This is a genomic window from Helicobacter pylori, from assembly GCA_008032935.1.
Taxonomy (GTDB): domain Bacteria; phylum Campylobacterota; class Campylobacteria; order Campylobacterales; family Helicobacteraceae; genus Helicobacter; species Helicobacter pylori_CX.
On record CP032039.1, the window covers coordinates 1,393,459 to 1,406,787 of the forward strand.

15 protein-coding genes and 2 pseudogenes are annotated in these 13,329 nt (G+C 38.7%); 4 read left to right on the top strand and 13 right to left on the bottom strand.

Going from position 1 to position 13,329, the window contains the following annotated elements:
- Positions 1 to 154: 154 nt before the first annotated feature.
- The 4 genes from D2C78_06865 to D2C78_06880 all read left to right on the top strand — a co-directional run bounded on the left by D2C78_06865 (position 155) and on the right by D2C78_06880 (position 3,186).
- Positions 155 to 1,021, top strand: coding sequence for a J domain-containing protein (locus D2C78_06865; GenBank protein QEF35587.1), 867 nt, complete (start codon positions 155 to 157; stop codon positions 1,019 to 1,021).
- A 9-nt stretch (positions 1,022 to 1,030) separates the two neighbouring features.
- The gene (locus D2C78_06870) at positions 1,031 to 1,402 is read left to right on the top strand and encodes a MerR family transcriptional regulator (GenBank protein ID QEF35588.1); all 372 of its coding nucleotides are present in this window, start codon (positions 1,031 to 1,033) and stop codon (positions 1,400 to 1,402) included.
- On the top strand, positions 1,399 to 2,574 hold the full coding sequence (locus tag D2C78_06875) for an AAA family ATPase (GenBank protein ID QEF35589.1): 1,176 nt from the start codon (positions 1,399 to 1,401) through the stop codon (positions 2,572 to 2,574). Before D2C78_06870 ends, D2C78_06875 begins: the two co-directional genes overlap by 4 nt.
- 159 nt (positions 2,575 to 2,733) lie before the next feature.
- Entirely contained in the window at positions 2,734 to 3,186 is a 453-nt protein-coding gene (locus D2C78_06880) for a transcriptional repressor (protein ID QEF35590.1), read from the top strand.
- 20 nt (positions 3,187 to 3,206) lie between these two features.
- On the opposite strand, the gene D2C78_06885 is transcribed toward D2C78_06880, so the two are convergent.
- The 13 genes and pseudogenes from D2C78_06885 to rpsO all read right to left on the bottom strand — a co-directional run bounded on the left by D2C78_06885 (position 3,207) and on the right by rpsO (position 13,303).
- The gene (locus D2C78_06885; protein ID QEF35591.1) at positions 3,207 to 3,704 is read right to left on the bottom strand and encodes a DUF2147 domain-containing protein; all 498 of its coding nucleotides are present in this window, start codon (positions 3,702 to 3,704) and stop codon (positions 3,207 to 3,209) included.
- Complete coding sequence (locus tag D2C78_06890; protein QEF35592.1) at positions 3,701 to 4,237, bottom strand: DUF386 family protein; 537 nt, start codon at positions 4,235 to 4,237, stop codon at positions 3,701 to 3,703. The genes D2C78_06885 and D2C78_06890 overlap by 4 nt, the downstream gene beginning before the upstream one ends.
- 27 nt (positions 4,238 to 4,264) lie before the next feature.
- Positions 4,265 to 5,128: a flagellar motor switch protein FliY gene (gene fliY / locus D2C78_06895; protein QEF35593.1), complete on the bottom strand. Its 864-nt coding sequence runs from the start codon at positions 5,126 to 5,128 to the stop codon at positions 4,265 to 4,267.
- A gap of 3 nt (positions 5,129 to 5,131) precedes the next feature.
- Complete coding sequence (gene fliM / locus D2C78_06900) at positions 5,132 to 6,196, bottom strand: flagellar motor switch protein FliM (protein ID QEF35594.1); 1,065 nt, start codon at positions 6,194 to 6,196, stop codon at positions 5,132 to 5,134.
- On the bottom strand, positions 6,189 to 6,956 hold the full coding sequence (locus tag D2C78_06905; protein QEF35595.1) for an RNA polymerase sigma factor FliA: 768 nt from the start codon (positions 6,954 to 6,956) through the stop codon (positions 6,189 to 6,191). Before D2C78_06905 ends, fliM begins: the two co-directional genes overlap by 8 nt.
- Positions 6,934 to 7,248: a hypothetical protein gene (locus D2C78_06910; protein ID QEF35596.1), complete on the bottom strand. Its 315-nt coding sequence runs from the start codon at positions 7,246 to 7,248 to the stop codon at positions 6,934 to 6,936. Before D2C78_06910 ends, D2C78_06905 begins: the two co-directional genes overlap by 23 nt.
- Before the next feature lie 4 nt (positions 7,249 to 7,252).
- The gene (locus D2C78_06915; GenBank protein QEF35597.1) at positions 7,253 to 8,137 is read right to left on the bottom strand and encodes a MinD/ParA family protein; all 885 of its coding nucleotides are present in this window, start codon (positions 8,135 to 8,137) and stop codon (positions 7,253 to 7,255) included.
- Positions 8,134 to 9,512: pseudogene (gene flhF, locus D2C78_06920) on the bottom strand (flagellar biosynthesis protein FlhF). The gene D2C78_06915 and the pseudogene flhF overlap by 4 nt, the downstream one beginning before the upstream one ends.
- Positions 9,506 to 9,997 carry a 2-amino-4-hydroxy-6-hydroxymethyldihydropteridine diphosphokinase gene (gene folK, locus D2C78_06925; protein ID QEF35598.1) on the bottom strand — a complete coding sequence of 164 codons (492 nt, stop codon included), beginning with the start codon at positions 9,995 to 9,997 and terminating at the stop codon, positions 9,506 to 9,508. Before folK ends, flhF begins: the two are co-directional and overlap by 7 nt.
- Positions 9,994 to 11,066: pseudogene (locus D2C78_06930) on the bottom strand (aminopeptidase P family protein). Before D2C78_06930 ends, folK begins: the two are co-directional and overlap by 4 nt.
- A gap of 13 nt (positions 11,067 to 11,079) precedes the next feature.
- The gene (aroQ, locus tag D2C78_06935) at positions 11,080 to 11,583 is read right to left on the bottom strand and encodes a type II 3-dehydroquinate dehydratase (GenBank protein QEF35599.1); all 504 of its coding nucleotides are present in this window, start codon (positions 11,581 to 11,583) and stop codon (positions 11,080 to 11,082) included.
- A 128-nt stretch (positions 11,584 to 11,711) separates the two neighbouring features.
- Positions 11,712 to 13,001 (bottom strand): O-antigen ligase family protein, encoded by a 1,290-nt coding sequence (locus tag D2C78_06940; GenBank protein QEF35600.1) that lies wholly within the window; start codon positions 12,999 to 13,001, stop codon positions 11,712 to 11,714.
- A 29-nt stretch (positions 13,002 to 13,030) separates the two neighbouring features.
- Positions 13,031 to 13,303, bottom strand: coding sequence for a 30S ribosomal protein S15 (gene rpsO / locus D2C78_06945; protein QEF35601.1), 273 nt, complete (start codon positions 13,301 to 13,303; stop codon positions 13,031 to 13,033).
- Between the last annotated feature and the right edge of the window lie 26 nt (positions 13,304 to 13,329).

Consider the following 13,329-nt stretch of genomic DNA (forward strand, 5'->3'; position numbering starts at 1 on the left):
TGGATTTAAACCTAGTATTTTAATGAAAATTCCTTTTAATTGCGCTGAAACGGGTTTAAAATCTCCATCACCTAAAAGCATTATCAATAAACTTGATTGACTAACACTAAAGATTTATGATAGTATTCTAATAAAACTATTTTAAAGGTGATCCATGAGTAAGAGTTTATACCAAACTTTAAACGTGAGCGAAAACGCTAGCCAAGATGAAATCAAAAAATCCTACCGCCGTTTAGCTAGGCAATACCATCCGGATTTGAATAAAACCAAAGAAGCCGAAGAAAAATTCAAAGAAATCAACGCCGCTTATGAAATTTTAAGCGACGAAGAAAAGCGCCGCCAATACGATCAGTTTGGCGACAACATGTTTGGGGGGCAGAATTTCAGCGATTTTGCAAGAAGCCGCAGAACTAGTGAAGATTTAGACGATATTTTAAGCTCTATTTTTGGGAGAGGAGGCTTTTCGCAAAGATTTTCTCAAAACTCGCAAGGCTTTTCTGGCTTTAATTTTTCCAATTTCGCCCCTGAAAATTTAGACATGACCGCCACTTTAAGTGTCTCTGTTTTAGACACCCTTTTAGGCAATAAAAAACAAGTGAGCATCAATAATGAGACCTTTAGCCTTAAAATCCCTATCGGCGTGGAAGAGGGCGAAAAAATCAGGGTTCGCAACAAGGGGAAAATGGGGCGAACGACTAGGGGCGATTTGCTCTTGCAGATCCATATTGAAGAAGATGAAATTTACAGGCGCGAGAAAGATGATATTACCCAAATCTTTGATTTACCCTTAAAAACGGCTCTTTTTGGAGGGAAAATTGAAATCGCTACTTGGCATAAAACCTTAACCCTAACCATTCCCCCTAACACCAAAGCGATGCAAAAATTCCGCATTAAAGAAAAAGGGATCAAAAACAGAAAAACTTCGCATGTGGGGGATTTGTATTTGCAAGCTCGTTTGATCTTGCCTAAAACGGAAACGCTTTCTAATGAGTTAAAAGCGTTATTAGAAAAAGAATTGTAAGGAGGAATCGTGTGCGATTATGATGAACCGCTTTATTTAATCAGCGTTGTGGCTAAAATCTTAGGCGTGCACCCTCAAACCTTGCGCCAATACGAAAAAGAGGGTTTGATAGAGCCTAGCAGGACTGATGGGAAAATGCGCTTGTATTCCCAACGAGACATGGATAAAATCAAAACGATTTTACGCCTTACAAGGGATATGGGGGTTAATCTAGCGGGCGTGGATATTATCTTGCGTTTAAAAGAAAAGCTTGATGAATTAGACAATCTCAATAAAGAATTGCAAGACGCTCTGCAAAAACACTCTAAAAACACCAAAACCCCAACGAAAAATTTAAACACCCCTACGAATTTTTACGAATTGATTTTATTTAAAAAATGAGCCTGACTGCACTTTTAAACCCCACAAGCCTAGAAGATTTTTTAGGCCAAGAGCATTTAATAGGGAAAGACGCCCCCTTATTTAAAGCCTTACAATCCAAACACTTCCCCCACGCTTTTTTCTATGGCCCTCCTGGCGTGGGTAAAACAAGCCTGGCTCAAATCATCGCTCGCTCCCTAGAGCACCCCATTCTTTTGTTTAATGCGACGGATTTTAAGTTAGAGGATTTGCGCCTTAAGCTTAAAAATTACCAACACGCCCTTTTAAAACCCGTTGTTTTTATTGATGAAACCCACAGATTGAATAAAACCCAACAAGAATTTTTACTCCCCATTATGGAAAAAGATCACGCTTTAATCTTAGGGGCTAGCACGCAAGATCCTAATTACAGCCTAAGCCATGCGATCCGCTCAAGAAGTTTTATTTTTGAATTAACCCCCCTAAAAAAGAACGATTTAGACAAGCTTTGCGCTAAAGCTTTAACATTACTCAAAAAACAAATAGAGCCTGACGCTAAAACCTACCTTTTAAACAACAGCGCTGGCGACGCTAGAGCGTTATTAAACCTCTTAGATTTGAGCGCTAAAATAGAAAATCCTATCACTTTAAAAACCTTGCAGTCCTTACGGCCCCATAGCCTAAATGACGGATCTTATAGCGATGATACGCATTATAACCTCACTAGCGCGTTAATCAAATCTTTAAGAGGGAGCGATGAAAACGCTTCCATTTATTATCTGGCACGCTTGATTGCTGGCGGGGAAAACCCAGAATTTATTGCCAGAAGGCTGGTGATTTTTGCGAGCGAAGATATTGGTAACGCTAACCCAAACGCCCTTAATTTAGCCTCTTCTTGCTTGTTTTCAGTCAAACAAATCGGCTACCCTGAAGCGCGCATTATTTTAAGCCAATGCGTGATTTATCTGGCTTGTTCGCCCAAGTCTAACACGGCTTATAGAGCGATCAATCAGGCTTTGGATTGCGTTCAAAAAGGCTCACTCTACCCTATTCCTAAACACCTGCTGCCTAACGCTAAAGACTACCTTTACCCGCATGATTATAACGGCTATGTCAAACAAGATTATTTAGAAAAACCCCTCAATTTGGTTTCTTCTCAAGGCATAGGGTTTGAAAAAACCCTTTTAGAATGGCTTGATAAGATAAGAAATTGATCTTATAAGTTACATTAAAATGCGACAATGGTAATAAAAAATCAATATTTTTTGATTAAATTAAAATAATAATGAGTTTTATCTATGGTTCATCGCATTATTATTGTATAATAATATTCTAGTTATAAAAATCATTTTACGGATAAGGGAAATATCAGCATGAAAAGATTAGAAACTTTAGAATCTATTTTAGAGCGCTTGAGGATGTCTATCAAAAAAAACGGACTCAAAAATTCAAAACAAAGAGAAGAAGTGGTAAGCGTTTTGTATCGCAGCGGCACACACTTAAGCCCTGAAGAAATCACGCATTCTATCCGCCAAAAGGACAAAAACACCAGCATTTCTTCAGTCTATCGCATTTTGAATTTCTTAGAAAAAGAAAATTTTATCTGTGTTTTAGAGACTTCAAAAAGCGGCCGGCGTTATGAAATTGCGGCTAAAGAACACCATGATCACATCATTTGTTTACATTGCGGTAAGATCATTGAATTTGCAGACCCTGAAATTGAAAACCGCCAGAATGAAGTCGTTAAAAAATATCAAGCCAAGCTGATTAGCCATGACATGAAAATGTTTGTGTGGTGTAAAGAATGCCAAGAGAGTGAATGTTAAAAGGTTTTAAAAAAGCTAGCTTAGATAGGGCTATCTTTAATGGTTTTAAGGACTTCATCCAGGTTAAAACGCTTGAGTTTTAGATTTTTGATTTCTTCATCGCTCAAGCGTTTCCAAGTGAAAGTCTTGCCGACATACCCCCATTTATCATAGCTTGAAGTGAATTCTAAATCCCCGTTTGAATTTTGAGTAACCCTTACATAGTAGGTCTTGCCGTCATAAAAATTATACGCTTTACCGCCTTTATAAGATCGTTTTCCAACCTTAATCAAATCGCTTAAAAACACCACGCCTTTATCGCTGCGATTCCTTAGCTTTGGGTTAGGATTGAGTTTGTCTTTTTTGGCTTTAGAGCCATCCACATCAGAAATACCATAGGCATAGAACTTCCCGTTATGCTCAAAAAACTCCACAAAAGAGCTTTTCATGTATAAAAATTCCTGAGTTTGATAAACTCCAGGCAACTCTACAGCCCCTAAAAAACAACAAAAAACTATAACAAGACTCACCAATTTCATAATTTTAATTTGATCAATCCTTTAGGCGCTTTAACGACCGCTTTAAAAATTAGCTCTTCCCTATATTTTTCAAAAGACTCTCCATAGAATCTCAACGCATGCACATCGCTTTCAAAAAAAATAGCCAGCATGCCCGCATTCAAACGCAAAAAAGAAGCTTCACTAACCGGCTCATAAACGATCAAATCTCTTTTTTCATCGTAAGGGGTTTTAATGACAGCTTGATTGATACCCACCACCTTAGCCCCCTCAACGCCTTTGATAATCAGCTGGAAATCCACATATTGTCGGTGGCTTTCAAAAAAACCTTTCTCGCTTTCTTTAGCATGCTCTAAACAATAACTCTGCTCTATGCTAAAGATGCCATGCCCTAAAGGCGTTTGAAATTCCGTATTAGGATCGAGGTTTAAAACCCTTTGATTCGCTTTACTACCCTTTTGCATGACCTCTTTTAAATACGCATGCAAAATTTCTAACGCTTGCGTTTTTTTAAACAAATGCCCAAGCGAGCTTAATTCCCCAAAAATAGCCATATCCCTTTCCTTTTATGATAAAAAGATTTAATGTTTCAATTGTTCTAAGCGTTCTTTTTTAGTGCCAATATCTGTGATCTGAATGCCAAAATTCCCATCCACGATCACCACTTCGCCCTTAGCGATCACCTTGTCATCTACAAGAATTTCCAAAGGGTCATTCACCAATTGATCCAACTCTACCACGCTCCCTATATCCATAGAGACCACGTCTTTTAAAATCATCTTTTTTTGCCCGATACGCACTTTAACATTCAATTTCACATCCAAAAGCATGCTGATATTGCGGATTTCTATGTTTTCTAAAGACGCATCATGGGTTTTAATCTCTTCAGTAGCGCTCTGTGTCGTTTCTTCTTTTTCTTCTTTATGCGTTTTTTCAAATTGGCCCTCAAAAGCCGCCGTAGTCAATAAAATGATTTGGCTTTCTTTGATGGCTTCCATTTTAAAAGAAAACACCATCGCTTTAGCGTAATCTTCTTTTTTAGGAAGCTCTTTAGCGATTTCAGCGTTCGTGGTAGTGAAATTGAGTTTGGGGAGCAATTCTTGAGACTTCAAGCTCGTAGCGATCGCGCCAAAAATATTAGAAGCCATTTCTTTAAAAGCGTCTAAATCGTCATTATCCATTTCTTCCTTGCTAGCCCCCTCACCTCCTAGCATCAAATCGCTTAAAGCGGTAACTAAATCTACCGGAGCCAGTAATTCAATAGAGCTCTCTTCTTTTTCAATCGCGCTAATCTTAACCCTTGCATAAGGCGTGCTGATTAATTTCAAAAAAGATTCGTCGCTACTAGAAATTTCTTTTTCTAATCCCACGCTCGGGGCCTTACCCACTAACCCTTCTAAAGTAGAGACAATCTCTTGAATAAAAATTTTAATAAAATCTTGCATTTCTCACTCTTCTTCTATCTTCATAATATCGCCCACTTTGCCTCTGCGCTGTTCTTCTAACATTTCTAAAATTTCTTTAGTGCGTTCTTTTTCGCTATAGACCACTTCTTTAATTTGAATGGTTTTCCTATACCCTTGAAACCCCACGCTCGCTAAATAACGCTTTTTTTTATGCACATACACGCTCACTTCATCATTAGCGATCTTGTTCAACCGGATAGTATCCCCCACATCTAAATCCAACATTTCTTTCAAACTCAATTCCACCGCGCCCAAAAACACGATCATATCCACGCTCACCCCGCTCAATAGCGCTTGCAATTCCTTATTGCGGCTCTTTTTAGAGTTCGTTTCTGAAAGCATCAAATCCCTACTCCCCATTTTAGAAAGAATGCTCTCAATGGAAATCACCGGGTAGCAAATGTTCATCATCCCACGACTATGCCCGATGATAATCTCTAAAACCACCATGATAGAAATTTCATTTTGAGCGACGATTTGGACCACATTCGCGCTGGATTCTTTAGCGTCAATAGTAGGAAACATCTCCACCACGGGCGACCACACTTCTTTTAAAATTTGCATCACCTGGCGTAAAATCGTATCCAATAAATTCAATTCAATATCGCTAAACTCCCTGTTTTGATCATACGCACTCCCCTTACCTCCTAATAGTCTGTCAATCATGGGGAAAGCGATGCTAGGATTGATTTCTAAAACCCCCGTTCCTCCCATAGGCTTCATGGAAAAGACATTAAAACTCGTAGGGCTAGGCAAACTCATCAAAAATTCACCATAAGTCATTTGATCCACGCTGTGGAGCTGGATCTCTACAATAGAACGCATGATAGAAGAGACTTGACTAGAAAGATTCCTAGCCATTTTGTCATGGATACTCCTAAAAGAACGCAATTGCTCCTTACTCACACGATTAGGGCGTTTGAAATCATAGAGGGTTACGCTGTGCTGCGGGATAATATCTTTTTTTTGGACATTTTGAATATCCACATTTTCATCAACGACTTCTAAAAGCGCATCAATTTCTTCTTGGCTTAAAATATCAGCCATGATCCACTCCTAAGGATTTACGCACCTTTTTAATCACTTCTTTAATGATTTGAGAAATGCGCGATTCAGTAATGCCTAAAATCTCTTTGATCTCGCTCAAATTCAACTCTTCAAAGTAATAAAGCTGGATAAGGATTTGCTCTCGTTCGCTCATTTGATTCAACGCTTTTTGGACATGCTCTAACAGCTCTTCTGCTTCAATCTTTTTAGTGATTTCATCTTGCTCAATCGCATTGAATTGCTCATCTATTGGCACTAACGCATAAATATCTGAAGCCGTTTTAGCTTCTCTAATCTTTTCAATATTTTCTCCTAGAGCTTCTGCTAAATACGCATCGCTAGGCTCTTTCCCATGCTCATTAAGGTGTTTGGTAATTTCAGCATCAATGCTTTTAATGAGTTTCCTGCTAGAGCGAGAAATCACATCTAAAGAACGCAAATAATCTAGCATCGCCCCATTGACACGAGTTTTAGCATACCCCCAAAAAGAATCGTTTAACGCGCTCTCATAACGCCTGGCTAATTTAATCAATTCTTCAGTGCCAATGGAAACCAGATCGTTAAAATCAATAGAGCTGGGCAAGCGCTCTTTTAAACGAAACGCCATCGCGCGCACGGCCGGTAAATACTGGATAGCGAGATCGTCTTGATGGTGGTGTTGTTGCTTATCATAGGCGTTCAAAACCTTTTCTATATTTTTTTCGCTGGTTTCAGTTTTTTGAATTCCTTTGGGCATTCTATTTTCCATCATCAAAATCATAACTTCTAATGTATTCTAAAATACTAGCCACTTCTTTTTCTCTGTTCTTAAACTCATGGTTGAAACGAAGCAAGCTCTCTTCAGTGCCTTTTTTGTCAAAAAGACAAATATCTAAATCCGTGCAAGCGATAAAAATAGACGCAAACAACAACGCGATCAAGTATCCCCCAAGCGTGGATAACACCGTCCATAATAAAATGCTCTCTGGCTCATTGAATTTCAACACCGAAAACACTAACCCTAAAAAAAACCCTACCACAACAGAAAAATGGATAAAATTTTGAACTCTCATCAGTCTACCCCAAATACTTCAAAAGCCTTTTAAAAAAGCTTTTCAAACCTTCTTTTGGTATTTCTAAAGCACCGGTTTCTAATTTAGAAACCAAAAGACCCGCTATCTGATCAATGGATTGCGAAAACAAATCATTAGGGGCTATTTTTCTCAAAATTTTGCGCTCCCTCACATAGCGTTTCAATAAGGAGCTGTTTTCAATCGCCCCTAAATAGTGCAATTCTAATGAAGCGATATTGTTTTTAGCCACCTTGAATAGCCTTTCATAAGTCGCCCTGCCTTCTTTAGGTTGGGCTACCATGTTAGCGATAAGGAACAATTCGTCTTTATTTTTGGAGTTGATTTTAATGCATGCATACGCATCGGTAATCGCTGAAGGATCGGGTGTGGTAACAATCACCACGCAATCGCTCGCATTCAAAAACGCTTGCGTAGTGGCTCCAATCCCAGCGCCTGTATCAACTACAATATAATCCAAAGAGCTTAAAACCCCCTCTTCATCCACGAATTGATCTAAAGCTTCCGCGCCGCTAATGTATTTTAAAATTTCTTCGCCACTATCCCCGGGAATTAAGCAAAGCCCGGGTTCAATCTCGCAAATGATTTCTTGCAATTTGGCTTCACCCTTTAAGGCATGCAAGATATTTTTATGGGTTTTCACCCCAAAAATCACATCTAAATTCGCTAAACCAATATCCGCATCAAACACCCCTACCTTATAACCTTTCTTATATAAAGAATAAGCTAAATTAGCGCTAATGTTGGATTTCCCCACGCCCCCCTTACCGCTTGTGATAGCGATGAATTTGGTATTCCCCTTATTATCAAAAAAACTTTTGGGATTTTTAGCGTTCATAAAATTATCCAAATGGCTCGCTTGATTACTCATGCTTGTTCCTTATTAGGGTTACTAAAGCCATCTAGCATGCAATCCACTAAATACTCATTAGTAGCCACTTTCAAATCCATAGGCACTTCCTGCCCGACAGAAAGATAACTGATAGGCTTTTGGCTTTCATGCACTAAAGAAAACAAATTCCCTAGCCCCCTGCTCTCATCTAATTTCGTAAAGATTAAAGTGTCAATCCCTAACACCCCAAAAGAATCATAAATGTCTTTCATGTCTTCGTATTTAGTGGTAACCGAAAGCACTAAGGACACATCAATATTATAACCCCCATCTATAAATTCCTTCAAACCGGCAATTTTTTCCTTATCGTATTGCGAATGCCCTGTCGTATCCACTAAAATAAAATCGCAGTATTCCAAAGCTTCAATTTCTTTAGCAAAATCTTTAGCGTCAATCACCGCTTCTATACTCATTTTCATTTTATTAGCATACCAACTTAATTGCTCCAAAGCCCCAATACGATAATTGTCTAAAGTGATAATGCCCACCTTGTATTTTTTAGCTAACATTCTAGAATAGCGCGCGGCTAATTTAGCTAAAGTCGTCGTTTTCCCCACGCCTGTTGGTCCTACAAGCATTAAAATGCGTTTTTGCCTTAAATTCAAATCTTCAGGGCGGCACAGGATCATTTTGCGCAACACTTCTCTAAAATAACGCTTGATCGTTACGGAATTTTCCCGCATGCGTAAAGGCATCAATTCCAAGCTCAATTGCATGATTTCATCTAAATGGCTGGATTTCATCCCGCTTTGTTTGGCCAGTTTGTAAATTTCTGCAAATTCTTGAGGGATATTAATAGAATTAGGGTTTTTCTCATCCCAAAACATGTTTTGAATGAGTTTTAAGCTGTCTCTGATTTTACTTAATTGCAGATTGATGTCTTTAATTTCTTCTTCTTGTTTGACTTCTCTTTTTTCTCTTTCTTTTTTATGGTTGGCTTCATCTTTTAAAGCTTGCAATAAAGCGTCTTGTTGGTTAGCCTCTAAAGGCGTATCCTCTAATGGAGCGTCTTTTTCTAAAAGGGTCTTATTTTTTGAAAAACTATAGTTGCGCTGACTGGATGAAACCCCGGCGAGTTTGCGCATTTCTTCTACAGTGCTTGAAAGCTGCATGACTACATCTTCTTCATTCAATTCTTCATCATACAAACTTTCTGGAATAAGGGGGCTTTAGGAGGTTTGTTTTCGCTTTCTTCTTCAACCGCCACAACGATTTCATAAAGCCCAGAAGAAGTGAGCGTTTTTTTACGGATTTCTTGGGTTTTAAACACCAGCGTATCCACCCCATGGTGGCTTTGAGCGATCTTTAAAGCTTCAGCGGCCGTCTCCCCACTATAGGTATAGAATTTCACCACTCCCCTTTTTTAAAAAGAATTTGTTGCAAAGCCAACGGCACTAATACCGAATCCCTTTCACTCCATTTAGGATGAGGTAAAGTCAGATCGTTTTGTCTTAAAATGACTTGATTGAAAGCGATAATATCAATGTCTAAAGTTCTTGGAGCGTCTTTAAAATCGCGCTTCCTTTGGCGCCCAAAACGCCTTTCTATATAAAAAACCAGAGCGAAAAAATGGCGCAAACTTAAAGATGTTTTAAGGATAATCGTAGCGTTATAAAAGTTAGGTTGCTTCGTGTAACCAAAAGGCGGGTTGATATAAACAGGCGAAGAAAAAATTTTCCCGATTCTACTATGATTTTTAAAGTATAAAAAACAATTTTTTAATATTTTTAAAGGATTTTTAAGATTAGATCCCAGCCCTAAAACCACCCTGTTAGAAAAATCAAGCCTTTTTTTAAAAAGGCTAGGGAAAAAGCGGCTAGTAAGGATCTCTCGCATCACAAAAGCTCAGCCCTAGAATTTTTGATCACCACTAAATCTTCAATGCGCACCCCAAAAATCCAGGGATATAAATCCCAGGCTCTACAGAAAACACCATGCCCTCTTCTAAAATGGTTTCGCTGCGCGATGAAATATAGGGAAGCTCATGAATGTCTAAGCCAATGCCATGCCCGGTGCTGTGAGTGAAGTATTGCCCATAACCATGATCGCTAATCACTCCCCTAGCCAAGCTGTCCGCTTCTTTACCGGTCATGCCCGCTCTAATGCCTGAAATAGCCTTTTCTTGCGCTTCTTTCACAATGTCATAAATCTTTTGACGCTCTTTATCCTTGAAACTCTGCTCTCTTGTGAAGACAAAATCTTTAGGGTTAAAAAAAGCCGTGCGAGTCCGATCAGAGCAATAGCGTTCGTATTTGATCCCCATATCTAAAAGAATGCTATGCTCCGCTTTTAAAAAATCCTTCGCGCTAGGCAAAGCATGGGGCTTGCTCGCGTTCGCATTCAAGGCTAAAATAGGCTCAAAACTCAGATCATAAACCCCCTCTTTAGTCAAAAAGTCCTTAACCTTATGTTGCAAATACCGCTCGCTCAACGACTCTTTTTCATCAAAAACCTTTTTCACATACTCAGCAAAATTTTCAAAAGCTTCAACATTCAGCGCTTGAGATTTTTTGAGAAGTTGGATTTCATGATCGTTTTTAATGATGCGTTTTTGGCGGTGGTAACTAGGCACGCCCTCTAAAGTAACCTTATCCCCAAGCGCTGAATTTAAACGCTTGTAGGTTTGTAAATTCACTTGATTGGGGTCAAAAAAGAGCTTTTTAACCGAACTCTTTGCAATCAAATCAATCGCGCTTTGGACTAAATCGCTAGACTCTATCACTTCCGCTAAAACGCCCTTTTTAGGCTGAACGCTTTCTTTAGCTTCTTGGGTGTAGCGAGAATCAGTGATAAAAAACGAGCGATCGTCTAATTGCAAAAACAAAGCGTTATCGCAACTATAAGCGCATTCAAAAAACATCGCATTTTCATTGAGCGTGAAATGGGCGTCTCTTTCTAATTCTCTCATCAATAGCCCCCTTTTATTTTTGGTTGTTAATGGGGTTATTAGGGTTGTTTTGTTGGGCTTCTTGGAACGCTTTCATTTCGGCTAAAATATTGACCATCGCCATTAAAGCCATGTTGTAACCAAGCGGGCCAAATCCCATGATCACGCCCCCACAAGCCGCTCCAGTGTAAGAATTTTTCCTGAATTCTTCTCTGGCTTGAATGTTAGTGAGATGCACTTCAATAACGGGCTTGCCCGCTAGCATGATCGCATCAGCAATCGCAATAGAAGTGTGCGAAAACGCTCCAGGGTTAATGATAATCCCTTCATAATCGCTGCCCACGCTCTCTTGAATTTTATCAATGATTTCGCCCTCAAAATTGGTTTGAAAAAACTCTAATTCCACATCTAAATTGCCTTGCTTCACGAAAGTTTGCATGATTTCATGGATTTGGTCTAAGGTTACCATGCCATAAAGTCTTGGGTCTCTGTGTCCTAACATGTTTAAATTAGGCCCTTGAATCACTAAAATTTTCATTGTTGATTTCTCCTTGTTTAATATGGAATGAGATCGCATTATAGCATAAGTTTTTATCTTACCCCTTAAATCCCCCTAAGAGCACATCACAAGAAACTACCGCTTGACTAGCATTAAACCCTTTGATGCTAAAAAGCGCTTTTATCCTTTTTTAAAAAAACAGCCATCATGACCATTCCTACAAAAAAACTTCCCGTAATGAAGAAATCAAAGGGGTCAAACCCGATACCAAAAACGAGATAAAAAGTGAGAGTCGTTAATATAAAGAGTGAGATTAAAGAGTTTTGCTTTATCCCGCTCCAAAAAATCTTTACAATGACTAATAAAAAAAAGAGCCAGATTAAAAAGCCTATGATTCCCCTAGTGGCTAGAACATGAATGATTTGGTTGTCGTATCTTTCATAACAAAGAATCAAATCTTTGGCTCTATAAGACTTTGATAAAGACAAAATCTCTTCTAATCTCTGGCATTTCTCGCTAGCGGCCATACCAAAAAAGGGCCTTAAACGCAAAACCGTTAGGGCTTCTTTCCAGCGCTCCAAACGCCACCCGATACTGCTATCAGCGTCCTTTTTAGCGTAGCGTTTCAAATCTTCTTCAAAGCTTTGGTTTTGAACCCTAGATTGCTCTATTGCCCCCTTTTTTTCTAAAGCGTTACTCCCCATATACAAAGCGCTCAAAATAAGACTCACAACCACCATATAACCCAATGGTTTGAGCGATTTTTTGGCGTATAAAATAAAGCAAGAAAGGATTAAAAAAGTAGCTATAAAAGCGATTGTCGCGCTCCTTGTAGCGCTTAAAATAACGACTAAAAACCCCACAAAAACAGAAAGCGTGAAAAAAAGTTTCTCTTTTTGATTTTGCGAATAAAGCGCATAAATATAACAGCCTAAAATGGAAACGTTCACTAAAACCACATACTCCTTAACCGTGCTAAACCCTTGCGCTCTAGGCATGTTAAAATAAATTTTTTGCACCAATGAAAGCAAGCCGTTGATGAAATTGGCAACAGCCATGCTGTAAAAAAGGATTTTTTGATTCAATTTGATTCTTAAACAACTGGCAAAAAGCAAGCACAACGCCCCGCAAGCATAAGTTAAGGACATGTTTAGGGCAAATAAATTGTAGCGGAAAGTTTGGCTATCATGCATGTTAAACATGTTAGGGAAGATGCTTAAAAACACGCCCAAAAAAGCCAGAGTAAGCCATTTGAAAGGCATTGTTTTTAGATGATTAATTCTAAAAATCTCTTTCAAAGACGCTTGGAAATAACACCTAAAAAACAAAAAAACCATTAAAACAATCAATAAGACTTGCGTTAAAGGCTTTTTAAACGAAGTGAGAAAGAAAAGGGCAAAAATTAAAGTGAAGACAGAATCCGCACTAAAAAAGGCTTTTAAACGCTCTTTCAACACAAACTTGCCATGCCCTAAAACCGATAAAATTATCTGTCTTTAATGCCTAACTTTTCAATCAAAACCACATAACGCGCATGATCGGTGCGTTTGATGTATTTCAACAAGTTGCGTCTTTGAGCGACTAATTTTAAAAGCCCTAAACGACTGGAATGATCTTTGGGGTTAGTTTTTAAATGCTCGGTTAAAAGCCTGATCCTTTCATTCAACAACGCCACTTGCACCTCACAAGAACCCGTATCGTTTTGCTTAGTGGCAAACGCCTTAATGATTTCTTGTTTTTTCTCCAGATTCAAAGCCATAACGACCTCCTAATTGGTAATAATTT